At 44.0% G+C, this 23,869-nt stretch carries 23 protein-coding genes and 1 riboswitch; of the genes, 10 read left to right on the forward strand and 13 right to left on the reverse strand.

The window, feature by feature from the left end; all coding sequences use genetic code 11:
- Positions 1-187 precede the first annotated feature (187 nt).
- The 5 genes from NST40_RS02090 to NST40_RS02110 form a co-directional block, all read right to left on the reverse strand.
- Positions 188-2,134, reverse strand: coding sequence for an ABC transporter permease (locus tag NST40_RS02090; RefSeq protein ID WP_076302323.1), 1,947 nt, complete (start codon positions 2,132-2,134; stop codon positions 188-190).
- Positions 2,124-2,885, reverse strand: coding sequence for an ABC transporter ATP-binding protein (locus tag NST40_RS02095; RefSeq protein ID WP_038568421.1), 762 nt, complete (start codon positions 2,883-2,885; stop codon positions 2,124-2,126). The genes NST40_RS02090 and NST40_RS02095 overlap by 11 nt, the downstream gene beginning before the upstream one ends.
- Positions 2,886-2,991: 106 nt before the next feature.
- Complete coding sequence (locus NST40_RS02100) at positions 2,992-3,996, reverse strand: sensor histidine kinase (protein ID WP_076218981.1); 1,005 nt, start codon at positions 3,994-3,996, stop codon at positions 2,992-2,994.
- Positions 3,993-4,682 (reverse strand): response regulator transcription factor, encoded by a 690-nt coding sequence (locus NST40_RS02105; protein WP_076124606.1) that lies wholly within the window; start codon positions 4,680-4,682, stop codon positions 3,993-3,995. Before NST40_RS02105 ends, NST40_RS02100 begins: the two co-directional genes overlap by 4 nt.
- Positions 4,683-4,759: 77 nt before the next feature.
- Positions 4,760-5,650, reverse strand: coding sequence for a TetR/AcrR family transcriptional regulator (locus tag NST40_RS02110; RefSeq protein WP_339170923.1), 891 nt, complete (start codon positions 5,648-5,650; stop codon positions 4,760-4,762).
- A gap of 204 nt (positions 5,651-5,854) precedes the next feature.
- Between NST40_RS02110 and NST40_RS02115 the strand changes: the two genes are divergently transcribed.
- Positions 5,855-7,378: a DHA2 family efflux MFS transporter permease subunit gene (locus tag NST40_RS02115; RefSeq protein WP_076275998.1), complete on the forward strand. Its 1,524-nt coding sequence runs from the start codon at positions 5,855-5,857 to the stop codon at positions 7,376-7,378.
- Between the two features lie 46 nt (positions 7,379-7,424).
- Here NST40_RS02115 and NST40_RS02120 read toward each other — a convergent pair whose 3' ends face one another.
- Positions 7,425-8,471, reverse strand: a complete 1,047-nt coding sequence (locus NST40_RS02120; protein ID WP_076278911.1) for a YncE family protein — start codon at positions 8,469-8,471, stop codon at positions 7,425-7,427.
- Between the two features lie 185 nt (positions 8,472-8,656).
- On the opposite strand from NST40_RS02120, the gene NST40_RS02125 reads away from it, so the two are divergent.
- Positions 8,657-9,538, forward strand: a complete 882-nt coding sequence (locus tag NST40_RS02125; protein ID WP_342410372.1) for a nucleotidyltransferase domain-containing protein — start codon at positions 8,657-8,659, stop codon at positions 9,536-9,538.
- A 236-nt stretch (positions 9,539-9,774) separates the two neighbouring features.
- Positions 9,775-10,413, forward strand: a complete 639-nt coding sequence (locus NST40_RS02130; RefSeq protein ID WP_342410373.1) for a WecB/TagA/CpsF family glycosyltransferase — start codon at positions 9,775-9,777, stop codon at positions 10,411-10,413.
- 542 nt (positions 10,414-10,955) lie between these two features.
- Here the strand turns inward: NST40_RS02130 and NST40_RS02135 are convergent.
- From NST40_RS02135 to NST40_RS02165, 7 genes are all read right to left on the reverse strand, one after another.
- Positions 10,956-11,498: a hypothetical protein gene (locus tag NST40_RS02135; RefSeq protein ID WP_342410374.1), complete on the reverse strand. Its 543-nt coding sequence runs from the start codon at positions 11,496-11,498 to the stop codon at positions 10,956-10,958.
- 230 nt (positions 11,499-11,728) lie between these two features.
- Positions 11,729-12,562: an ABC transporter ATP-binding protein gene (locus NST40_RS02140; protein WP_312149659.1), complete on the reverse strand. Its 834-nt coding sequence runs from the start codon at positions 12,560-12,562 to the stop codon at positions 11,729-11,731.
- A gap of 34 nt (positions 12,563-12,596) precedes the next feature.
- Positions 12,597-13,358: an ABC transporter permease gene (locus NST40_RS02145; protein ID WP_342410375.1), complete on the reverse strand. Its 762-nt coding sequence runs from the start codon at positions 13,356-13,358 to the stop codon at positions 12,597-12,599.
- On the reverse strand, positions 13,355-13,648 hold the full coding sequence (locus NST40_RS02150; RefSeq protein WP_036682688.1) for an MTH1187 family thiamine-binding protein: 294 nt from the start codon (positions 13,646-13,648) through the stop codon (positions 13,355-13,357). Before NST40_RS02150 ends, NST40_RS02145 begins: the two co-directional genes overlap by 4 nt.
- Before the next feature lie 78 nt (positions 13,649-13,726).
- On the reverse strand, positions 13,727-14,776 hold the full coding sequence (locus tag NST40_RS02155; RefSeq protein WP_076124596.1) for an ABC transporter substrate-binding protein: 1,050 nt from the start codon (positions 14,774-14,776) through the stop codon (positions 13,727-13,729).
- 161 nt (positions 14,777-14,937) lie between these two features.
- A riboswitch (TPP riboswitch) is annotated at positions 14,938-15,048 on the reverse strand.
- 158 nt (positions 15,049-15,206) lie between these two features.
- Positions 15,207-16,658, reverse strand: a complete 1,452-nt coding sequence (locus tag NST40_RS02160) for a hypothetical protein (RefSeq protein ID WP_052096734.1) — start codon at positions 16,656-16,658, stop codon at positions 15,207-15,209.
- A 72-nt stretch (positions 16,659-16,730) separates the two neighbouring features.
- Complete coding sequence (locus tag NST40_RS02165; RefSeq protein WP_076192749.1) at positions 16,731-17,951, reverse strand: MFS transporter; 1,221 nt, start codon at positions 17,949-17,951, stop codon at positions 16,731-16,733.
- A 160-nt stretch (positions 17,952-18,111) separates the two neighbouring features.
- Here NST40_RS02165 and NST40_RS02170 point away from each other — a divergent pair, with 160 nt between their 5' ends.
- The 7 genes from NST40_RS02170 (at position 18,112) to NST40_RS02200 (ending at position 23,645) form a co-directional block, all read left to right on the forward strand.
- Positions 18,112-18,531 (forward strand): pyridoxamine 5'-phosphate oxidase family protein, encoded by a 420-nt coding sequence (locus NST40_RS02170; protein ID WP_036682665.1) that lies wholly within the window; start codon positions 18,112-18,114, stop codon positions 18,529-18,531.
- Positions 18,532-18,650: 119 nt separating this feature from the next.
- On the forward strand, positions 18,651-19,325 hold the full coding sequence (locus tag NST40_RS02175) for a response regulator transcription factor (protein ID WP_342410376.1): 675 nt from the start codon (positions 18,651-18,653) through the stop codon (positions 19,323-19,325).
- Positions 19,322-20,749 (forward strand): HAMP domain-containing sensor histidine kinase, encoded by a 1,428-nt coding sequence (locus NST40_RS02180; RefSeq protein ID WP_342410377.1) that lies wholly within the window; start codon positions 19,322-19,324, stop codon positions 20,747-20,749. Before NST40_RS02175 ends, NST40_RS02180 begins: the two co-directional genes overlap by 4 nt.
- 69 nt (positions 20,750-20,818) lie before the next feature.
- Positions 20,819-21,730, forward strand: a complete 912-nt coding sequence (locus NST40_RS02185; RefSeq protein ID WP_076307938.1) for an ABC transporter ATP-binding protein — start codon at positions 20,819-20,821, stop codon at positions 21,728-21,730.
- Entirely contained in the window at positions 21,727-22,443 is a 717-nt protein-coding gene (locus NST40_RS02190) for an ABC transporter permease (protein ID WP_342410378.1), read from the forward strand. The genes NST40_RS02185 and NST40_RS02190 overlap by 4 nt, the downstream gene beginning before the upstream one ends.
- Before the next feature lies 1 nt (position 22,444).
- Entirely contained in the window at positions 22,445-23,179 is a 735-nt protein-coding gene (locus NST40_RS02195; protein ID WP_076276002.1) for an ABC transporter permease, read from the forward strand.
- 100 nt (positions 23,180-23,279) lie between these two features.
- Positions 23,280-23,645: a metalloregulator ArsR/SmtB family transcription factor gene (locus tag NST40_RS02200; RefSeq protein WP_036682656.1), complete on the forward strand. Its 366-nt coding sequence runs from the start codon at positions 23,280-23,282 to the stop codon at positions 23,643-23,645.
- The last annotated feature ends 224 nt before the right edge of the window (positions 23,646-23,869 follow it).

The following is a 23,869-nucleotide window of genomic DNA, read 5'->3' on the forward strand; positions in this document are numbered from 1 at the left end:
ACGACCCCGTTGGCGTTATTTGCGAATTTTTAGCCTATAGAGCAGGGTTTCGGACTCCAGTGGCGCTATTACTTAGAAAGAGGTTCATCTGTGTCCGATAGATGCCGGTGCCTCCTACCTGTAAATGATATCAAATCAAACAAAGGTGTCCCTAAGCCATGATGGCTTTAGGAACACCTTCGTTATTTTAAAGCGCCTCTTTAATCACCTTTTTGTAATAGAAGACGGACAATATTGCAAAGATCGAATACAAAGCAGTGTATAACAGCATCACCAGAATCATCGGTGTCCAAAGCTCTGTGCCGAATAAGAACCAGCCGGATTTAACGGCGAAGTAGCTGTGAAGCAGACCTATGACTAATGGAATACCGAAGTTGAACAATTGTTTCATCTGTATACCTCTGAGCAGATCGCCTTGCGTGAATCCAAGCTTTCTCAGAATAGTGTAGTTAGGTTTTTCATTTTCACTTTCATCCATTTGTTTAAAGTATAGAATACATCCGGAGGTAATCAAGAAGGTTAACCCCAGAAAAGCAACGATAAACATAATGAGTCCCATATTTTGTTTTTGACCTTTTATCGACTCTAATTGAGAGTCTTGTTTGTTTTTCTCATCAAATTTCAAGGTCTTGAAAAGTTCATTTGCCTGTTCAACGCTGGCCCGGACTTTCATATCAATCCCGATATTAAGGGAGGATCCCCTTTGAAGGGCAGGATCTAAATCCTTCTTTAAGCGCTTAAAGATCGATTCGTCTACAACCGCAACCGGTAAGCCACCACCTGTGTAATACCCTGAAATGGGACTTTCGATATCTAATCTTTTATAATCCTGTGGAAAAACCTCATGTAACCCTTTGAGTTCAATCGCACCTTTATCTTTCATAGTAACAAAATTATCCAGTGCACTGCTTGATTTCGTAAAATAAGCTTTATCTGGAGTTAGATCAACGTCTTCAAGTGCATTTTCACTTATGACCGCCAGGGTCATAATATTTGAAAACATATTGTCTCCGTCCGGTTTTTTAACAAGAATCTCTTCAACATCTACATCGACCTGAAGGACTTGGGTCCTTCTTTCTGTAAATACTAAATCATTTGCCGTTAGGATCTTTGTAAATTGTTCAGCCTCTTGGGCATTCGTGAATACAAAATCCGTTGGGACATATTGCTTGGAAGTTTTCTCAGCAGAGTAAAAGGAAATGTAGCTAAGGGATAATAAACCCAGGGCTAGTGCCGATACCGTTGTAATGATGGTTAATAATACGGCATTGGATTTCATGCGAAACATAATGGAGGAAAGAGATAGAACCTCTCTAATGTTCAGATAGCCGTTTTTCCGCTTACGAATGATATGAAAAATAAAACTTACCGAGCCTTTATAAAATAGATAGGTCCCAATAATGACGGATCCCAAAATAGTAATCATGGATATAGCCAATTGATTCATTGAGGTTACGTCTTCGGTAAGTAATTTAGAGGAGAGCACATAGCCCAGTAGGATTAGGCCAATTCCGACAATCCCTATGATCATTTCAAAGAAGGATAACTTTTTCACTGTACCTTCTGTTGTTGAGGTTACCCGGAACAAGGATAAGATACTTTGTCTTTTAATAAATCCATAATTCATCAGCATGATCAAAAGATAAATCACACAAAATACGATCAACGTCTGAATCAAAGCTTCGATAGAGAAATGAAGGGAGGCTATAGCATCGACCCCCATTATTTTAAATAAGATCATGAGGATCAATTTTGAGATAGAAAAGCCTACTAATATCCCTAGGATCAGGGAACCGAAATATAGGATAAAGTTTTCTGCCGAAAGAATGCGGAAAATTTTATTTTTGGTCATTCCAATTAACTGAAATAAGCCAATTTCTTTGCCGCGTCGTTTGATAAAGATCGTATTAGCATACAACAGGAAAATAGAGACAATTACGACTAGTAAAACCGAGGCAGCCGTGATGGCCGCGCCCCCTTTGATAGAGCTTTCCAGCTCATCCATCGAGGGATCATATTGCAAGGTGACAAAGGCGAAATATAAGGCCACACTAAAAACTAGCGCAAACACGTATAGGTAGTAATTTCGGATGTTTTTTCGCAGATTTCGAATCATTAATACATTAATGCTCATTCTGCACACCGCCTAATACACCCTGTGTTTTTATAATGTCGTTGAAGAAAACTTGTCTTGATTGTTCTCCTTTATTTAGTTGCGTATAGATTTTTCCATCTTTTATAAAAATAACTCTACTGCAATAACTGGCAGCCACTGGATCATGTGTAACCATAACGATAGTTGCTTTTCGTTTTTGATTGAGTTCACTTAGCTTATTTAATAAATCAGAAGCGGATTTAGAATCCAGCGCCCCGGTAGGCTCATCAGCAAAAATAATACTTGGATCATGAATGAAGGCACGAGCTGCTGAGGTACGTTGTTTTTGACCGCCAGAGATTTCATTGGGGTACTTATTTTTTAATTCCAAAATCCCCAATTCCTTTGCGAGACTTTCGAATTTCTGATTGGCGGCTTTCTTGGGTGTATTGGTAATGGATAGTGGCAGCAGGATGTTCTCCTTTACCGTCAGGGTGTCCAAGAGATTATATTCTTGAAAAATAAAACCTAAATGATTCTTGCGAAATTCAGCAAGCTGCTTCTCTTTCATATTGGAAATTTCATTGCCCTCGATGGTAATAGATCCGTTACTGATTTTGTCGATCGACGAGAGTACGTTGAGTAGGGTGGTTTTACCTGAACCGGAAGGCCCCATGATGCCAACGAATTCGCCTTCTTCTATACGAATATCGAGTCCGCTTAACACGGATTGTTTGTTTAATTTATTGCCATAGCTTTTATGAATTTTAGTAGCTTCTAGAATTGCCATAATGATTCACTCCTTCGTTTCTTCTTGTATAGCTTTATTATAAAAAAGTTTAATGTTCTTATCCTGCGATTGCCCGAACAAAATATAAAAGCATGTGACATTGTTGTCACATGCTTGAGATTTTAACGAATTCATTTTTGAGTGGGAAGGTTAGCGTAAATGTTGATCCCGCTCCGAGCTTGGATTGAACCCCGATGATGATGAGTAAGGATTGAGCTGCTTTCTGAGCTAAATATAAGCCCATGCCTGTGGCGGCATTGTCGCGATGTACAGTAGTGGAAGTAAACCCTCTGTCGAAGATGCGCGGCAGGTCCTTCGGATCTATCCCGCGCCCGCAATCCTTCACCTCAAGAACGATATGTTCAGCTTGCTGGTAGCTATTCACTGTAATATCAGAAGCTTCACTATATTTTACGGCGTTGGTTAGGAGTTGTCTGAGGATAAAAGCCAACCATTTAGCATCACTAAGCACTTCGGCAGCTTCTAAGTTCAACTCAAAGCCGATTCCCTTCTGAATACACCAAGACTGTAACGTCTTAATCTCACTAAAAATAAGCGTTTCTATATCAATTTGCTCCATATACAGATCGTTTTCAATAAATGGTATCCGTCTTTGATGGAGCTGCTGATCCAGCAGCAGGTGAATACGCAGCCACTCATAGGTCAAGTGCCCCTTCATAACATCATCTTCTATACGCTCAATCATTAGATGCATTGCGGTCAGTGGAGTCTTTACTTCATGAATCCAGGATAACAGCTCATCCTTCTCTTGCTCCAAATTCATTAAATTGTCTGAAGCAGTCTGCTTTAACAGTCTCACTTGGTTGGTGATGCTCTCTTCGATGATTTTCTCAAAAGGACTTTCGGCAAGAGCGATGCTTGTCAGATCGAGATCATCGTCGCGCTCATTTAAGCTTTTATAAAATCTGGTTTCCTTAGGATAGCGAATGACTAGGAAAATTACGAAAAAAATCATCGATAAAGAGACCAGATAGAGCACTGAAGACAGGGGGATGGTCGGGTCCATAAAGGTGATAAAGAGCATAAATAGATGTACAAAGAGAAAAAGAAAAATCCAACCGAGTCTTTCGAGCAGGTACTTTTTAATCATAGAGAATCCTCTTCAATGGCTACGTAGCCTTGTCCAACCTTCGTCTCAATAAATGCCCCTAATTCAAGCTCGTCGAGCTTTTTGCGCAGCCGATTTACGTTGACGGTAAGGGTGTTATCGCTAATAAAGCGCTTATCGTCCCATAAGCTATTAATTAATTCCTCGCGGGTGACAATTTTATTCTTTTTCTCAATGAGCAATTTCAATATGAAAATCTCATTTTTGGTAAGCTCAATCGTTCCCGTGTCGTTGGTCACTGAATTCCGCTCATAATCGACGGTAGCTCCGCACCACGTTTTGAGTTCAATGTTATCCGTATTGTAATTGTACACCCGCCGGAGAATGGCTTGCACCTTGGCAATGAGTACATCGAAATGGAAGGGCTTTTGGATATAATCATCGGCTCCCAGCTGCATGGACATCACCATATCTGTCGGATGATCCCGAGAGGATAAGAAGATAATCGGCAGATTAGAGTGAGAGCGAATCATTCTGCACCAATGAAATCCATCGAATTTGGGTAATTGGATATCAATTATCACTAAATCAGGTTTGATTTCCGTGAATTCCTGCGTAACATTGTTGAAATCTTGAATGCCATATACATCATAAGACCACTGCGTAAGCCGTTCTTTGATCTCATTAAACAGCGTTGTATCATCTTCTATTAATAAAAGCTTGAACAAATCGGTCACCACACTTTTAGTTTCGTGCCTTGCGTTTAGAATACGCTTAAATGATTGAAGCCATACTTTGATTGTGCTTAGAGCATTGCAGATAACACTGTCTGATAATGTGCAAATTCCTTCGTTTCATTAAACTGAGGGCACATTTTCAAGGAGAGCAGGGCGCTTTCGATTAAGAACTCTCTTGGTTCCTTATTGTTCATGATCTCTTCTTGGATAAAATATAACAGCTTCAGTGCATTGGACAGGCTGGGATCATCGGCGGCGAATGATTTATCTATGATTTTTTTTAAGCTTACAGTCGCAAACGATAAATCATTATTAAAAAAATCAGTGTATTCAGCAACAGGCAATAGTTTCCCTACATGATCGGGGGAGATAAGCTGGATTCCTTTTTCGCTTACATCCTCAACAATCGTCTGGATAAGAGTAGTGCAATAATTAATGATTTGTTGAGAGGTAATGACTTCGTTCATGGCACTGTTAATTTGCAGCATATTTTGCAAGATGCCTGTAAAAATGATGGCTCCATCCAGTAGATAGGGCTTCTTATCTTCAGAAAATATATGCAGGAAACGTTCATGCACCCAGGTTAATAAGGTGAATTTAGTTTTTTTGATGAACGTAATTAAATCCGGATCATTGGAGACCAGGGCATCTTCAACCAGCTGCAACAATTTATTTTTTTTATTGATTTTCATAACCAGTTGAACTTGTTTAGCGAATATATCAATGTCAGAGGGGTCCTGGCCAATGAGCAGGCCATTTCTGCCTTCTTCCAGCTGGTCATGAATAGAGGTGAATACAGCTTTAAAGAGATCCCCCTTGGAAGGGAAATAATTATAAAAAGATCCTTTGGAGATCCGGCTGTGATTCAGAATGTCCTGTATGGATGTGGCGTGGTAGCCTTTTTCAATAAATAATTCATGTGCTTTTTGAATCACTTGCTCTTTCCGTTTATTTATCATCTTAGGTGCCCCTTTAAGCTGGACTCTTTTGTGCAAAAAAACACTTCACGTAGAATAGACTAGCTTATATTTCCACTTAATACAATTTAGTTTTTAAATGAATTCTGACTTGCCAAGCAGTAAATATAAGAGTAATATATTCTACATTGTAACATAAGTTCAAAATTGAACCGACGGTATGATTATAGAATGGAGGATTCCAAAATGAAAACGAAAGAAAGTAAAGCTTCCTATGGGATTTTGGCAATCCTTATGATTGGTGCATTTGTTGCTTTACTGAGTAATACCTTGCTCAATATAGCTTTACCATCGATTATGAAGGATTTTGATGTCAGTGCCTCAACGGTACAGTGGTTATCGACGGGTTATATGCTAGTGAACGGGATCATGATTCCTTCAACGGCCTTTTTAATTCAAAAGTATACAGCCAGACGATTATTCCTAATCGCCATTGGATTATTTGCAATAGGGACCTTCATTGGAGGCTTTGCTCCAAGTTTCCCTGTATTATTGATTGCGAGAATGGTCCAAGCCTCAGGGGCCGCGATTATGATGCCATTATTAATGAATGTATTGTTCACCACATTTCCACCTGAAAAACGTGGCTCGGCCATGGGGATGTTTGGTTTGGTTATGATTTTTGCACCAGCCATTGGTCCTACACTCTCAGGATGGATTATTCAGCATTATGAATGGCCTGTGCTGTTCTTTATGATTGCACCGATCGCCGTATTGGTGTTCCTTCTTGCCTTCTTCAAACTGCATGATCCTAAAAAAGATGTGGCTATTAAAATTGATATTCTATCCGTAGTTCTATCAGCGATTGGGTTCGGGGGTCTTCTATACGGCTTCAGTTCCGCTGGGAATAAAGGATGGGATGATCCAATGGTCTACTCCACCCTTATTATCGGGGTTATTGGTTTAGTGATATTCATTATGCGCCAGATGAAGATGAAGGAGCCTATGCTTAACTTCAGAGTGTACAAATATCCGATGTTCGCTTTATCCTCAGCGATTTCGATTACACTGAATATGGCGATGTTCTCAGCCATGATGTTAATGCCGATTTATCTGCAAAATATTAGAGGCATTTCACCTTTGGATTCGGGACTCCTAATGTTGCCTGGTGCTTTGATTATGGGGGTTATGTCTCCAATCACAGGTAAATTGTTCGATAAATTCGGCGGCAAAGTCTTAGCGTTAATCGGTCTGGCTATCGTAGTGATCAGTACGTATTTCTTTAGTGATCTAACTGAGACAACGAAATATTCGACACTAATGATTTTGTATTCTGTGAGAATGTTCGGGATTTCAATGGTTATGATGCCTGTGATGACCAATGGTCTGAACTCCATCCCGGCTAAATATACACCACATGGTACAGCCATGAACAGTACGATTCAGCAAGTCTCCGGGGCGATTGGCGGGGCGCTGCTTGTAACGATTATGTCTAACAGTACCACATCACATGTCAAAGATATGGTAGCTGAGGCTGTGAGTAAATTAACGGCTAAGCCTTCTGCAGAGCAATTGCTTGGCATTCAAAACCAAGTCATCGCAAAAGCAACGATCGAAGGAATTAATGATGCGTTCTTAGTGTCAGTAGGCGTTGCCATTATTGCTTTTATCCTAGCTTTCTTCATAAAAAGAGGGATACAGCCTAAGGATACAGAAACAGTCGAGGAAAAAGTGGCTGTTAAACAAGTTTCATCCGCTAGATCGATGTAATTTGATATGTAGAAAGACGCCCACCTATGGTGGGCGTCTTTTTGTCTTAATTAAAAATAGAACTCTGAGTGAGTCTTGGTCCATCCTGAATGACCGTTATGGAGTCGTTTCCACCTACATAAATTCTATTTGTGAGCGGGTTTAGCACAGTGCTGCCTGATACGGAGGAGAATCTTGCGAGCCGTTTAAACGTGGTGGCGTTATAAACGGACATATGATTCTTATCAAAATTACCAACAAATAAATGATTTGTATTCGGGTTGATAATCGTGTTGGAGGAGGTAGGCAACACCTTTGTGGTTATAATTTTGTTGTTGCGCCCATCTATGACAAACAGCCTGCCCTTACCCTCCACTTGTGCACTTGAGACATAAATACGATTCGTCAGCGGATTTATAACGACCTCACTTTGCAAACGTCCCAGCTGTACATTACGCAACAATTTATTGGTTCGGCCATTGATCACAGAAAGAAACCGGCTCAAGTTATTAGCGACATAAATACGATTGGTAATTTTATTAAGTGCTGGCGCTATCACGGGGTTACTTCCGACTTTTATTGTCGCAATGATCGCCTGTGTAGTTCCGTTAATGACGGTGACGCTATCATTTACTGTATTGGTCACATAGACACGGTTGGTAAGCTCATTGATAACAATTCTGGAGGGGCGTCCACCGATTTCAATCTTTTTACGGACCTGATTTGTTTTCCCGTCTATGACGAATAGGGTTCCGAATGCGCTAGTTACATAAATCAGATTGGTTCGAACATTTACTCCGATATTGTCTGGGAATCGGCCTACTTTGACAGTTTTGATTACCTGGTTTGTCCGCCCGTTTATGACAGATACGTTTTCGTCACGGAAGTTAGGTACATAAATCCGGTTGGTTTGGGGGTTGATTCCGAGCTGAGACGGCAGTCTTCCTACAGGGATCCGAGCGATAATGCGATTAGTTCTGCCCTCCAATACCCCGATAGTTCCAGCCTCGGTGTCTGGGTTTACAAAGTATACTCGATTCGTGACGACATTTACTTTTATATCTCCGATCGGTCCGGCAGAGCGGACTGTAGCAATCACTTTTGGCTGCGCCATGCTTTTACCCCTTTCCAAGTAAATAGATACTTCATTATATTTAGGCTTAGGCAAAAGGGTACTTCATTTATCCTTGCAAGATATATATTAGGAGTGTAGAATGGTACTCCATTATCCAAATATTAAGTTAGATGTAAGCGTTTTATTTTTTGAGAAATTGAGATTGATTGGAGGTTGGGGTTGAGATGGTGAAATCAGTGTTGTCGGATATTTTATTAACACCTGATAAGATGCAGGTTCATAGCGAATTATTAGAGGAAATTGGGCAGTATATCACACAAGAAATTCTAAATCATCCGTTAATGAAAGAGGAGAGTCAGCGGGTAAGTATTCTCCTTGATGGATCGACCGCACTTGGTGTAGTGGATGAGCAGTCGGATGTGGATGTAATCATTATTTGTCAGGATGAGTATTATAGCAGCATTAATCATCGGTTCGAGCAAGCGGGGCTGATCCCGGAGCAAAGTAGTTTTTTTATGGATTTACGACTTCCCAGCGGCAAGACCGGACATTACACACTGCATAAAATATCAGAAATCAAAGCGGCGTTAATGAGCGGAAATATGGAATGGCTGTGGAATGCTTCTATTTCTTATATCTACTATGACCGATTGGATGTAAAGTCACTTTTTGATGCCTATGTGCCCCTCCAACCTGGAGTCCTAATGAGATTTCGTAAGAATTCATACATACAGTTACGAAGTTATGCCAAAAGCTTAGATAATCCGGTAGTGCGTGGCGACGCCTTTCCTATTTTATTTTTAGCGGTTTCTCTTTATAAAGAAGCATTACGCTGTGCCATTACTATTGAAGGTTACCCCTACCCCTATGACAAATGGCTGGTACCTGTAGCCAAACAAACGGCTGTCGGCCGAAAGATTTTGGAGTGTGCGGGCGATTTTTGGATTTTTATTAGAGATGATGAATCCTTTGCCCCTATGTACCAAGAGGATAATAACTTTGTCAAAATGGAAAAACGATTCCGGAAGATACTTGTAGAGGAATTCCGCATGCGGGGGATCGATGAACCTTGGTTAGTAGAGTGGTGGAAGTTTATGGAGGAGTGAGTGGAGCTATAGGGTGTTTGGGTGAGTAGAGTAGCTGTGGTGATTAAGTAATTTAAATGACTCCCCTTCCTCCTCTTGATTATGGTAAGGTATATTGAAGTGGAATTTTAGTGAGAGGTGATTATATGGACGGGACAGTTTCAATATTATGAGTTCCCTTTTCAAAACTAACACTACATGAGACAACACTTCATCTAACAAAACATATTCAATCTGGGGAATCGAAACTTTTCCATTTGATCACGGCTAACCCGGAAATTACGATAACAAGTCAATCGGACGAGCTGCTACGAACCATACTTCAAGAAGCGGATTTAATCACTCCTGACGGGATTGGCATTGTGTTGGCATCAAAAAGAAAAGGCGATCCTATTGCTGAGAGGGTAACTGGATATGAGCTGCTTCTTGAGCTTTTGGAGCAAGGAAATAGCTTGGGATGGAGTTTTTATTTCTTGGGAACAGATGAGCTTACCAGCTGTAAAGCGGTCGAAAAGATCACGGAGTTATATCCGAATGTGAAGATTGCAGGAAGACATAATGGTTTTCTTACCAAGGAAGAGGAGCCTGCCATTGTAGCAGAAATACAGCGCGCACAGCCAGATTTCCTGATCGTTGCGATGGGTGCGCCATACTCTGACAAATGGGTATATAAGCACAAACAGGAGCTTACGCAGGTAAAAGTTGTTTTTGGCGTGGGGGGCAGCTTAGATGTAATAGCGGGAAAAGTTACTCCTGCACCAGCGCTATGGAAAAAACTCAATCTGGAGTGGTTGCATCGACTTTTGTTCGCTCCCGTTGCGAAGGGACAAAAGTCGCGATGGCGCAGACAGGCAGTGCTGCCCAAATTCGTGTTCCGAGCTATGATTAGGAAATGAAGAAAAGGCCTCGTTTATGGGGCCTTTTTTAGGTTCGGTTGGTGGGAGAGGAGGAGGGGGCAGGTGTGAGAGTTGGAAGTAAGGAGTAGGGGGAAGAGTAAGAGAGATTAGTGGGAGTAAGGTGAGGAGTATGAGCAAGAGTGAGTAGTCAGTAGTGGGATTGAGGTAAGGAGTAGGAGTAAAAGTGAGTAGTGGGATTGAGGTAAGGAGTAGGAGTGAAAGTGAGTAGTGGGAGTATGTGTAAGAGTAGTGAGTAGAATGTAAGTGCGACTATAGCTGTGACCTTTAAACAAATTAATAATAATAAACAACACCGATTCTGGTTGATGCCATAGTCTCGTATTTAATTCAAACTAAAAGCTAAAGAGGAACAATAAGGGCAAAAATGCCCCTGAGTCACTGGAATTCCGCCGAAGTGGGAAATAGAAGGCAAAAATACCCTGGATCGGGTGCAATACAACCCGAAGTGGCAAAAGAAAGGCAAAAATGCCCTAGAATCGGTGCAATACAGCCCGAAGTGGCAAAAGAAAGGCAAAAATGCCCTAGATCGGGTGCAATACAGCCCGAAGAGGCAAATCAACGGTATAAATCCCGTAGACTGAGCCGAATCCGGCCCGACGAAGTGAATCAACGGTATAAATCCCGTAGACTGAGCCGAGTCCGGCCTGAAGCAGCAAATCAACGGTATAAATCCCGTAGACTGAGCCGAAACCGGCCCGACGAAGTGAATCAACGGTATAAATCCCGTAGACTGAGCCGAATCCGGCCCGAAGAGGCAAATCAACGGTATAAATCCCGCAGAATGAGCCAAATCCGGCCCGACGAAGTGAATCAACGGTATAAATCCCGTAGAATGTCCCCAACCCGGCCCGACGAAGCAAATCAACGGTATAAATCCCGCAGAATGTCCCCAACCCGGCCTGACGAAGCAAATCAACGGTATAAATCCCGCAGAATGAGCCAAATCCGGCCCGACGAAGCAAATCAACGGTATAAATCCCGTAGACTGAGCCGAATCCGGCCCGACGAAGCAAATTAACGGTATAAATCCCGCAGAATGAGCCGAGTCCGGCCTGAAGCAGCAAATCAGCGGTATAAATCCCGCAGAATGTCCCAAACCCGCCCGGTTACTATCTATTACCAACAGGGGGGCGGTTTTCGCCACACATTTAATGTGATCCCTACTATGATGAGTGGAATTTGTTTAATTGAGCAGATACATCCGCGTTAATTGAAAATAGGGTAGGAGTTTATCGCTACAAAATAAAAAACTGACACCGCTATACCAGCGATATCAGTTTACAGTGCTTAGCGATTAAGCTAGCGGCTGCCTATTTTTAGCTTGTTCCTCTCGCATCCACTGTGACAACTGGCGTTTGAGCTTAAGGAACTCGGGAGAGTCCGTAATCTCATCACGGCGTGGCCGCGGAAACGGCACATCGACTGTATGCAGAATGGAGCCGGGGCGGCCGGAAAATACATAGATACGATTAGAGAGCAGCAACGCTTCTTCGATGTTGTGAGTAATGAACAGCACAGAGCGGCGATTCTCTTCCCACAGCTCAAGCAGCCAGCGCTGCATTTCACTGCGAGTTAGTGCATCGAGTGCGCTGAAAGGTTCATCCAGCAACATTAGCTCCTGGGGAGCGAGCAATGCTCTGAGAAAAGCTGCACGCTGCTGCATCCCGCCAGACAACATATGCGGATAAGCATGTTCGAAACCGCTTAACCCAACCTTGGCAAGCCACTGGCGCGCTTCCTCGCGGGCTCCATCCCGCAGTGCGCCCTTGATCTCCCCAGCAAGCAGCACATTATCCTCAATCGTACGCCAAGGAAAAAGCGCAGGCTGCTGCGGCATATAACTAATTTCACCGCGTTGACCTGTAACGGCCTTACCGTTCATGAGGATCGTGCCTGCATCGGGTTTCACAAGGCCGCCAATCATATGGAATAAGGTGCTTTTTCCGCAGCCGGAAGGACCAACGATCGAAACGAACTCTTGTTGCTCTACCTTGAGAGAGACATTATTCAGAACTTTCGTCTCACGGCGACGATGGGAAAAAGATTTGGAGATGCCGCTCACTTCAAGGGCGGGTGCCACGGTATGAGCTTCAGGAGAGCTTATGACTTCTGTTGTTCTGTGTTGCATTTGCGTCGCTTGAGACATACAGGCATCTTCCTTTCTATGAGTTACGGCGCGGCTTCCAGCGAACCAGCCATTTTTCCAGCAATGCAATAATAGCAAAGAGTACAAGACTTAAAAGTACAATAATAACAATAGCAACAAACATCCGATCCGTACGATATGCGGATTTCTGCAGAAGCATATAATAGCCAATACCTTTATCCGCGCCAATCCATTCAGCGACCACGGCGCCCATAACCGCATAAGTAGCAGATATTTTTACGCCGGAAAATAGTGCCGGGATAGAAGAGGGCAGCTCCAGCTTGGTGAAGATTTGCCACTTGCTTGCGCCAGCCATTTTCATATAATTCATCATGACCTGATCACTTTGGGCCAGACCGCCCATCGCAGCGACAGCTACCGGGAAGAAACATACTAGTGTAATCAGCACGATTTTGGGCAAAAGACCAAAGCCGAACCAGATAATGAGAAGGGGTCCGAGCGCGATGGAGGGAACATTTTGACTCAGAATAATAAGTGGATAAAAAGCCCGTCTAGCCCAAGGCAAAAGATGCAAAAGCAAAGCAACGATCAGGCCTACCCCCGTACCAATGGGAAAACCAATTAAAGTGAGCCGCAGCGTAGCCATCGTATGAGCCCAAAGACCAGAAGCGTTTCTGGTGGATTCACGGGCAATATCAGCAGGACTCGGCAGAATCCAGGATTCAATATGAAATACAGATACAGATAGCTGCCATACGGTTAAAAAGAAGACGACCGCCACAAGGGGCGGCCATATTAGCTTCCAGGTCGATCTCACGGCCGATATTTCTCCGTCAATTTATCCATGCTGATTCCGTTAGGATTATGAGCGATTTTGATCTGCGAAATTACGCTTGGACTGCCTGCTTCGATCAACGCCTCCTGCATCTGACGCACGACCTCCAGCAGCTCGCTAAGCTCACCTTCCATTGTGGTTTCCAGTGGATTCACTTGATGTTTAACACCGGATTTCTGAATGACCTCAATCGCTTTATCTACGTATGGGATGGAATCCTCATTGTTCGGAGTTTTTGGAATTACTTGAATGCTTAGTAGGGTGTTAGCCACAATAATCAATCCTCTCATTTTATAAGGTAAGTTCAAAAAGCCAACTTTGATAACGAAGTAATTCATTACAATTGTTGTTTACTCCGCCGGTAAAAAATCATTACTGAATGCACTAGCAGCATCCAGCGGTTTATCCAGCAACTTCAGATCATACATCCAGTCGCCGTAATTTTGCCAGACCTCGGTTTTTTGCTCGCCCCAGCGGGCAGCATCGTCCTTGTATTTTGGGCTAAGCCATTTTTGGCTAGCTAGGACAAGGTCGGCGTCCAGGTCAGGAACGGCCTTCGATAACATACCGGCAGCCTCTTCCGGATGATCTATGGCATATTGATAACCTTTTGATGTGGCTTTCATGAAGGCCTTCACCAGATCAGGATGATCTGCAATTTGCTTCTCACTCGTCGTCAGTACAGGCGTGTAATAATCGAGCTGCGGCGCATAATCCTTTAAGTACAGCATATCCAATGGCTCGCCACGTAACTCAGCCTCAACACCAGTCCAAGCGTAGAAAATCCAGGCGAAATCAATGTCACGTTTGACGGCGGTAAAATAATCAGCTTCACCGATACTGATCAGCTTCACCTTTTTCACATCGCCACCTTCAGGATCCATGATAGCTTTCATGGCTGCTTCTTCGGCCGGTGAGCCCCAGCCTCCGTAGGTTTTACCTTCAAAATCCTTTGGTGATTTAATATTGCGATCTACTGGAGCGGCGAATCCCGACGTATTATGCTGAATAATAGCTGCTATCGAGACAAGGGGTACGCCTTGTAGACGGGCTAGTGTTAATCCTTCTTGGGCGCTGATGCCAAATGCGGCTTCGCCAGAAGTAACCATAGTATCAGAACCCGCTGCGCCTGGCTGAACGATCTCGACGTCCAGACCTTCTTCAGCGTAGTAACCAAGATCCTTAGCTACGTATAGACCGGTATGATTTGTGTTCGGTGTCCAGTCGAGTGCGACTTTAACTTTGGTGAGCTCTTTTGGAGCATCCGTCCCAGCCGCAGCAGTTGGATCAGTAGCATTTGCTTTGTTTCCGGCTGTATTCCCATTGTTGCTGCCGCATCCGGCAATGGCAAGAATGAGTACACAGGTGAGGCACAACGTAAGTGCTTTTTTAAGGTGCATGTCTTCTTCTCTCCTTTAAGGTTACAAGAATCCCGTCTTCACAACATGAACCGTAAAGTGTAGTATGTACGTTTTTCTACATCTTTTAGTGATCTTACAAAAAAAGCGCCCCGAGTGATCGGGACGCTGGCTTGGCGCAAGGTTAGTTAAGGTCACAGGGACCAGAACCAATTGGCGATTCCTACGCTGGCATTATCCAGATCAGGTATAAGGGTCAGTATCTTGTGGGATACAATCTCAGCCGGCCAATTCCAGCACCCCTGGTTCTATGAAGTTAACGGGTATTTCTATGTGCAATATAAGTAAGCATAAGTTTTGTACCCATACTTTATATCTTATATTTCTCGCATACGGTGTATTATAGACGGCTGTACTCGGAATGTCTAGTAGTGCACTCCTGAATTTTTCCAATCCAGTAGTTTCTTTTTTGCTAGTCTAGGTCTTTATATTTCTTGCGGTGACGCCGTTTAAGCTCACTAACCAGTGCCCCTAGCGTGAGGACAACGCTGATCAGAATCCCGCTCATGATCACGAAGAGGGCAAGAAATTCAAAGGGAGAATAACCAATCATTTTACTCCATTGAATCTTTCCATCCAAATCGTCAATGACCTGATTCATGCCGTAAATCCCGCTTACTACCGTAAATACAGTGAGAATCATCAGCAGATTATCCCGTCGCTTGGACTGAAACTTATCCTGATACTGAAACAGGTCATTTAAGGTTTCTTTCACTTCCTCGAACAAAGCATCGTTTCCGTATACTTTACGCAGCTGAAGAAATATCTCCCGGCCCTGCGACTGGGAAATCAACTCCAAGAAGTAGAACTTAGCCGAGAACTTATTGATGGAGTAGATTAGATTGTCTATTTCCTCATAATCATGATTAATCCGAAGTCGGGAGTGCATATTGGCGAGCTTTAGCAGAACGATTTTGTGGAAAATATTGAGTAAAAATCCGTAATAATATTGCCCGTACATCTGGTTGGCTAGACTAACAGCAATCTCCTGTTCAGCGCGGGTCATGCAGCAAAAAGTCTGCTCATTCATCATATAATACGTGTCTGGACCCCAGCGATTATAGGAGTGTTCATGACAATAGTTCGCAATATACGCTGGATCGCTGGCACTGGCATAGGGCTTTCCGTTTAGATCAATTCCATCAAGCTGTGAGGCACGATAGCGCAGATTTACACTAATCTCATCAGAGCTTTCTTCATTCTGAAAGCCATAAAAAGCTTGCACCTGCATTCTTTCATCTACGAAAAAAGGAAGGGTCTCGAAATAAGCCCCATTGATATCCGATTGATCCAGATATGGCTCCAGTCCATCCACCAAATTTCGGAAGACAAAATCCTCTACCATCTCATAGGTCTGTTCCCCGCAATGAATATAAGTGTAATCATCCTGTATGAAGGTATTCTCTAGCGCACGGAAACGATCTGCGAATTCTAGGGCAATACTAAAGGGAATTGAATCCCCCTCCAGCTGGACACGTATCGTCACGAATCCAAGCTGAAAAGGACATATGAATATATCCGTCGAGAGAATTTTGAAAAATATAGATTGCTGCGGAATCTCCAGAATGCAGTCGAGATTATTTACTCTGGAAAAACGGCGAAACGAGTCGGCATCCTTCCTGCGTGGAAAAAGGACATGTGCAGCAAACGGTAAATAGGTGCGCTCCATTCGTTCATGGGAAACACAGTAGCCATCTCCGTAGTAGGCAGCTTCAAGCTCTTTATTATCCAGAAAAAAACGTGTGAAGCCGTCGTCCTGTAATTGCTGGATAAGCTGCTTAGAATCGCCCTTTTTTATAGAAAAGGGAAATATAAACTGCATGAGCGCAGTATGTAACAAAGGCTCAGTTGAAGACTCATTCATTCATCGTCCATCCTTGTGCTCAGAATATGCTTATAGATCACATTACCCTAAAAGGATAACGTTGATACTGTTCTAAATACGGGAACTCTTTCCTTTCACCGCTTGCATGGACTGGAACCTCCATGCGGCAATGCTTAGCAGAAACAAGAAGGCGGCAAAAGCGGCGAGTAATCCGGCTGTTTGTGCCACTTCTAAATGGTCCATAGACCAGCCCATAAACAGAGGTAGCAAAGCACCGCCAACACCTCCGGAAGCAATCATAATGCTGGGTGTTGACTCTTCGGTGCCAGGCAGCATTTTGCTGGAGAAGACTAAAGCAATGGAGAAAATACCGGACATAAACAGCCCCAGCAGCAGAATTACAATGAAAGCAGCCATTCGATTGTCAGTGAACGGAAAGAGTGTCAGCAGTAACAAGGTTAGTAAACAGCTGCTGAGAATGTACACGCGATAAGATATTTTTTCGGCAATTACACCCGCAAACAATCTTCCTGTAGACATCGCCAGCCAAAAGAAAGTGACTGTCAGTGCTGCGGCAGACTCCGTCATCCCTAGCTTGGCAATAAAGATAGCCGGCATAAAGTTGACTAAACTCATCTCTGTGCCTACATAAAGAAAAAAGAAAACGATGAAGATCCCTAACAGAATCCATTGCTTACCTTTATACGGAAATTTTTTGTTAGAACGTGAGCTTGAGGATTGCGAATTGTCTGCTCCTTGGACAGAGGCACGTTCATCCAGCATTCGTTGTAGATTACCGAAGTGCCCTCTTGTCCAGAGGATAAGAGAAATTAAGGAGAAGGCAGCGACGATTAGAAAGGCCAATCTCCACGCTCCGGCAGCAATGAGTGGACTGGCGATAAGCGGCATTACGAGTGCGCCTATCCCGAATAGCACTTCAAGCCGGCTCATTGCAATAGCAGTTCCTTCGGTTACAGCACCAATAATAATGGTGCCGATAACCGCTTCGATCATCCCGAAACCAAAACCTGCGGCAACAGCGATAACATACATCCAGCCCCAAGGCGGTAGAAAGGCGTAGGCAATTTCTGCAACTAGTAGAAGACTGGTGGCAATGAGGATGCCTCCACGTTTACCGAAGCGGCGATTAAGCAGGGGAGAGACCAACACACCTGCTAAAAAACCAGCGAATTGACTAAAGATTAATTCACCGCCAGCACTATAATTTTGGTCATAATGTTGCAGTAGAACGGGCAGAATAGATCCCAGCACAACATGTGCCAGACCGATAACGAAGTAGGAAAGACAGCCGATCCAAATCAGTTTTTTCACGAAGTAAGCTCCTTATCTTGAAGTAGTTTATGAGGTAAGGTCGGATTCAATGTGAACCTGAAGGGTACATTATAATAAGCACCATTGTTATGATAAATCCAAACGGTGAGCTTGGATATATAAACTTTTATTTACATGCTTGAAGGGAGAGATTTACGTAATGGATAACAAACAACTGGAGCAACTCATTATTAAAGCATTGGATGACAACAAGTTCGGTTCCTTTGGTACAATCGAAGAAGGAAATAAGCCGAAAGTACGTTATATGGCCATTTTCCATGAGGGTTTGAAGATTTATTTGGCTACAAATCGCAAAACTCATAAAGTGGAGGAGTTATCCGATAATCCGAATGCTTTTGTACTGCTTGGCTATGAGGCAGGCGGAAGCAAAGATGTGCTGGAGATTGAAGCAACTGCTACCGTCTCCAAGGATGAAGGCTTGCGCTCCAAGGTATGGAATAAAGAGCTGGAGCCATGGTTTACAGGACCTGATGATCCTAATTATGTAATTCTGGAGCTTACTCCAACACGTATTGAGTATGTAGGCAGCAATAAAGAGCATGGAGTATGGCAGCCGTAAGCTATAGCGTTGAATTGATCAAACAGCCCTCCTATCCCATATGGGGTAGGAGGGCTGTTTGATGTGTTATAATGACTTCAACTTTTTAGGTATTCATATCAGGGAGGAGCTAAAGCTACATGAGCGTTACTCTGTTATATATTGAAGATGATCGTGAAATTGGCAGTGTAGTGTCTGCTGATTTAAGCGAAAGAGGATATAGTGTCCGCTGGTTACGGAGCGGCGAAGGAGCGATGGAAGAAGCCGGCGCCTGCCAACTGGCTATTCTCGATGTTATGCTACCAGGTCTGGACGGGTTTACGATCGGGCAACGTTTGAAACGTTCTTACCCTAAGCTGCCCATTTTGATGCTCTCCGCCCGGACCTCGATTGATGATAAGCTGCAAGGTTTGGAGTTCGCAGATGATTATTTGACCAAGCCCTTTCATCCGGATGAATTGGCCGCTCGAATCGAGGTGCTGATCCGAAGGAATGGGGCATCGGTTCAGGATTCACTCACACTTAAACATCTAGTCGTATATGAAGGGGATAACCGCGTGATGAATGCTCAGACTCAGGAAGAAATCATGCTTACAGGTAAGCAATTTCAGATTTTTTCCTATTTGCTGCGTCATCTTAACCAAATTATGACGAAGGAGCAGATCTACGAGGCCGTGTGGGGTGAGGCTTATATCGAAGGAGATAAAACTCTGATGGTACATATTCGTTATTTGCGTGAAAAGCTGGAGCTTGATCCGGGTAATCCGGAAATTATCGAAACTGTCCGTGGGATCGGCTACCGGGTAAGAGCATGAGAGGATTAGAGCGCATTCGCAAGAAACGTAATTCCTCTTTGTTATCAGGGTATTTGCTAATTATCGTATCTGCACTGCTATTTATCCCTGTGGTCCTTCCGTTGTCTTTTGTTGGCTACAATATCCTTAACGAAGTGACCAAAGGTGCCCCGCCTGTAGATACATCCCTGTATTCGAATATTGCACCGCTGGAGACTATGTGGCATAAAGAGGCACTTCACTTAGAAAGTGCCTCTTCGGAAGCCATAAATCAGCGGCTGCATGAATTGAGTCGAAAATACACTGAGGCTACTATGTTTTGGGTAGACGGGCAGGGAAAAACCCAGTTGATTCTCACGCCTGAAGAAGGGGATAAGGATAAGATTTACCCTGAAGTTCCTGATCAGTGGACTGCGGCTGAGGCTATTTCATTTATGAAAGAAAGTACGAATCGTGATCCTTTAGCCATCGTTGCTTTCGTGGGGGACAAAGTGGAGGCAGACAAGGGATTTATGGTGATGCAAATTCCAAGCAAGCTGCTGAACAAAGGGGCTTATGGGGGATTAGGGGCTTGGGCTTGGTATAACTTTGTGTTATTTACCCTTTTTGGAGGGTTCGCTCTGGTTTCATGGATGTTCTTTAGAAAAATTCGCAAACGGCTGCTGCAACTGCAAACCGCGATGACGATCACAGGCCCGGATAGAATGCCTAAGTCTATAGTGACAGGAAAACTGGACGAGATCGGTCGCTTGGAGGAAGCTTTTAATACGATGGTAACTAAACTGGATGAAAGCCGACGCAGGGAAATAGAAGAGGAAGAGTTGCGTAAGCGTCTAGTCTCGAATTTATCTCACGATTTACGCACACCCCTAACCGTCATTCGCAGCCATATCCATGTTATGACCAAAGAGGATCTGACCTCAAAAGGTAAGCAGTCCTTACAGCTTATGGATGAGCGTATTGCGGATCTTAGCGTCCTGATCGAGAATCTTTTATCTTACAATTTGCTCAATAGTGGACGGGTAACCTTAAAGCTGGAACGTAAAGATGTTCTACGCTTGTTACGGGAAAGTGCGGCTGCTTGGTACCCCGTATGGGAAAAAGAGGGCTTCGATATTGATATTAACCTGGAAGCCGAACCGCTATTCTGGAGGGTGGATGAGGTCTGGTTCCGCCGTATTCTCGATAATTTGTATCAAAACATTGTACGACATGCCAGCAGCGGGCATTATGTCGGGATCTCAACGGAGCAACGTAATGAACAACATGCCATAATTATTGCGGATCATGGTCGAGGCATTCAGAGTCCATCCGATTACAAGGGGGCAGGTTTGGGATTGTCTATCGTCGATCTTTTGATGAAGCATATGGAGCTGGAATGGGTTGTGGAGAGCACAGGCAAAGGCACTTCTATTGTAATCTTTGATCCGCGTCGTGAAATTTAAACAAAACTTAAACTGGCACTTCCTTGTTCTTAACCTTGGGACGTTATGCTGTATACCGAGGTGAAGAACATGGAAGAAACAGTGATTAAAACTAAGGATTTATTGAAAAAATATCGTGGCCGGGCTGCGGTAGAAAATTTGAATTTAAATATCCGTAAGGGAGAGATTTATGGTTTTCTGGGTCCTAACGGAGCTGGGAAAACTACAACAATCCGTATGCTGCTTGGCCTAATTACACCGACATCTGGAAAAATTGAAGTGTTCGGCCAGGATCTTCGGAAGAATAAGATGCAAATTTTACGGAAGGTAGGGTCGCTTGTCGAATCCCCCTCGTATTATGGGCATCTGAGTGCTGTGGACAATCTCGAAGCGATCCGCCGCATTCTGGATGTTCCGAAGTCACGAATCGCTGAAGTGCTAGATATTGTTTCTCTAACCGGGGAAGAGAGACGTCCGGTCAAAGGGTTCTCCCTCGGGATGAAGCAGAGACTCGGTATCGCAGCTGCCTTGCTAGGGAATCCAGAGCTGCTTATTCTGGACGAGCCAACGAACGGACTCGACCCGTCAGGGATTCAGGAAATTCGTGGGCTTATCAAACGTTTGCCACAGGAACAAGGAATTACGGTTGTAGTATCCAGTCACCTGCTTAGTGAAATTGAACAAATGGCAGATACCGTGGGTATTATTCGCCAAGGGCAAATGGTATACCAAGATACAATAGCTAATCTGCAACAACAGGCTGCTGGAGAGATACGCCTTGCGGTTTCGGAACCAGAGTCTGCGTTACGTCTCGCTGGAGGCCGGGGGTATGAAGGGACACTACAAGAGCAAAAACTGATTTTTTCAAGAATGAACGATGCAAGAGTAGCGCTGCTAGTCAAGGCTTTGGTAGAGAATGGGCACGCTGTCTATCGTGTAGAGGAGCGGAGACAATCGCTTGAGGACTTCTTCCTACAGGTTGTGGGAGGCGGGGAATCATGATGTGGCGGGCGTTGTCAGCGGATTGGCTTAAAATCCGCGGCAAAGGAATTTGGTTTCTAGTGTTTCTAGGACCGATTGGTCTGGTAGCCATGCAGGGCCTTAACTTTGGCCTTCGTTATGATTATCTGCGTCAGCAGTATAGCGCGGATTTATGGGGAGGACTTCTGGATAATGTGTCCGGGTTTGTGCCCACAGCTCTTTTTCTGGGGGGCACTTTAGTATGCTCGTTGATTGCAAATGTCGAACATCAGATGAGTTCATGGAAGCAGCTCTTGGCACTGCCTATCTCTCGTACCTCAGTGTTTATGGCTAAGTTAATGCTCTGTCTGCTGCTAGTGGCAGTTTCCTGCTTGTTGCTCTCAGTGGGGATAGTTGTTTTAGGGCTTATTTTGGGCTTCAAAGCGGATCTTATTCCTTATGTGGATGTAGTGCGGATTGGCTTTATGTCCTATATTGCGGCTCTGCCGGTCATCGCGCTACAGCTGTGGCTTTCCCTGGCTAATCGTAATCAGACACTGCCAGTTGCCCTGGGGATCACATTATCTTTGACGTCATTTTTCTCCATGTTCCTTTCGGAGTGGGTGCCTTTAACATGGCCATATTTGGCGTGGGACTCCTCTAATCGCCTTTTGTTCAGCGGTGCGGGTCTGCTGCTGGGAATGCTGGTGTTTTTGCCGGGTGCAGCGCATTTCGCTCGAAAGGATGTGGATTAAGATGATGTCATTTTGGAGAGTATTGTCCTCAGAGCGATTAAAAATGTCTAAATCATATGTTTGGCTTTTAGTCATAGGAAGTCCGGTTTTATCACTGGTTCCCGGATTGTTATCGGATAATCAAGGTGAGAAGATGTCTTGGGAGCTGCTGTTAAGTGTGATGTCAATGATGCATGCTTTGCTGTTTCTGCCTGTGCTTTCAGGCATTTTTGCGGCCCTGATCTGTCGTTATGAGCATCATGACGGTGGTTGGAAGCTATTGTTGTCTCTGCCTGTAACCCGGTTGTCGGTGTATCTCTCAAAATATGTGATGATCATCGGATTGCTGGCTGCTGTGCAAGTAACGTTCCTCATTATGGTGCTGGGAATGGGCTTGTTCCGAGGGGCTCCAGATCCAATCCCTTGGGCGCAGCTGCTAAAATCAGTATTTGGCGGCTTTGTAGCCTGTCTACCTCTCGCCGCATTGCAGCTGGCGATCTCGCAAAGCTGGAGCAGCTTCGGCGCACCGCTGGCGCTGAATGTGAGTCTGACCATTCCCAATATACTGATCGCTAATTCTTCAACCTACGGCCCCTATTATCCTTGGGTACAGCCGTTGTTGGCCATGAGTCATTATGGTGATGACGGATTTGGTGCCTTTAATCTGCCTTTAGAGACACTGATGATGATAGTGGGAGGAAGCTTGATTGTCTTTTTTGCCGCAGGACTAATCTCCTTTTATCGTAAAGCAGTCTAATTCACAATCAGAGGCTATAAACTCCTCCTCAATGGACATCCCGTGCTGTTTTTCTTATAATTAAAGAATATAATTAGCTAAGATGGAGGAGGGCGAGAGCATGGAGCCAACGGCATTAGAGGACTGCGACAATACATGCAAGGGTTCAGAGCTTGAACCGGAATCCATTGCATTGATCCTGCCAGACCGTGGGATTACTGATAAAATGGCAGAAATGTTCAAAGCGTTGGGTGATCCAACACGAGTGCGGCTCATTTACGCTTTGTCACAGCAAGAATTATGTGTACATGATTTGTCCGTGATCCTTGATATGGGCCAATCTGCGATATCCCATCAGCTCCGTTATTTACGGAATCTACGGATCGTGAAGCGGCGTAAAGAGGGGAAAACGGTATTCTATTCGCTGAACGATGCGCATGTGGAGCAGATCTTTTTGCAGACCCACGAGCATGTCCGACACGAATAGCTAGTTGCAAAAAAAGAGGGACTCCAGCAGCCATTGAATGGCTTTTGGGAGTCCCTCTTTTTATTATGCCGACGAGTCCCAACCATCCACTACGGCTTACGGACCCAGCTGACGTTATTTGCACAATAATCGCTTTTTGAGCAGAGTTGCGGACCTCAGTGCAGTTATTCTTTAGAAAGAGGTCTTATTTTGCTCTTTTTCATGCCAATAGCGCCTATGGGGTC

The organism is Paenibacillus sp. FSL R10-2778 (assembly GCF_038593035.1).
In the GTDB taxonomy this organism is placed as follows: domain Bacteria; phylum Bacillota; class Bacilli; order Paenibacillales; family Paenibacillaceae; genus Paenibacillus_AQ; species Paenibacillus_AQ odorifer.

Coding starts and splice junctions, on each gene's coding strand:
- NST40_RS02115 (WP_076275998.1), top strand. CDS start 5,855: ATGAAAACGAAAGAAAGTAAAGCTTCCTATGGGATTTTGGCAATCCTT.
- NST40_RS02100 (WP_076218981.1), bottom strand. CDS start 3,996: ATGATTAAAAAGTACCTGCTCGAAAGACTCGGTTGGATTTTTCTTTTT.
- NST40_RS02170 (WP_036682665.1), top strand. CDS start 18,112: ATGGATAACAAACAACTGGAGCAACTCATTATTAAAGCATTGGATGAC.
- NST40_RS02180 (WP_342410377.1), top strand. CDS start 19,322: ATGAGAGGATTAGAGCGCATTCGCAAGAAACGTAATTCCTCTTTGTTA.
- NST40_RS02200 (WP_036682656.1), top strand. CDS start 23,280: ATGGAGCCAACGGCATTAGAGGACTGCGACAATACATGCAAGGGTTCA.
- NST40_RS02160 (WP_052096734.1), bottom strand. CDS start 16,658: ATGAATGAGTCTTCAACTGAGCCTTTGTTACATACTGCGCTCATGCAG.
- NST40_RS02175 (WP_342410376.1), top strand. CDS start 18,651: ATGAGCGTTACTCTGTTATATATTGAAGATGATCGTGAAATTGGCAGT.
- NST40_RS02090 (WP_076302323.1), bottom strand. CDS start 2,134: ATGAGCATTAATGTATTAATGATTCGAAATCTGCGAAAAAACATCCGA.
- NST40_RS02195 (WP_076276002.1), top strand. CDS start 22,445: ATGATGTCATTTTGGAGAGTATTGTCCTCAGAGCGATTAAAAATGTCT.
- NST40_RS02125 (WP_342410372.1), top strand. CDS start 8,657: ATGGTGAAATCAGTGTTGTCGGATATTTTATTAACACCTGATAAGATG.
- NST40_RS02185 (WP_076307938.1), top strand. CDS start 20,819: ATGGAAGAAACAGTGATTAAAACTAAGGATTTATTGAAAAAATATCGT.
- NST40_RS02155 (WP_076124596.1), bottom strand. CDS start 14,776: ATGCACCTTAAAAAAGCACTTACGTTGTGCCTCACCTGTGTACTCATT.
- NST40_RS02120 (WP_076278911.1), bottom strand. CDS start 8,471: ATGGCGCAGCCAAAAGTGATTGCTACAGTCCGCTCTGCCGGACCGATC.
- NST40_RS02190 (WP_342410378.1), top strand. CDS start 21,727: ATGATGTGGCGGGCGTTGTCAGCGGATTGGCTTAAAATCCGCGGCAAA.
- NST40_RS02110 (WP_339170923.1), bottom strand. CDS start 5,650: ATGATAAATAAACGGAAAGAGCAAGTGATTCAAAAAGCACATGAATTA.
- NST40_RS02140 (WP_312149659.1), bottom strand. CDS start 12,562: ATGCAACACAGAACAACAGAAGTCATAAGCTCTCCTGAAGCTCATACC.
- NST40_RS02095 (WP_038568421.1), bottom strand. CDS start 2,885: ATGGCAATTCTAGAAGCTACTAAAATTCATAAAAGCTATGGCAATAAA.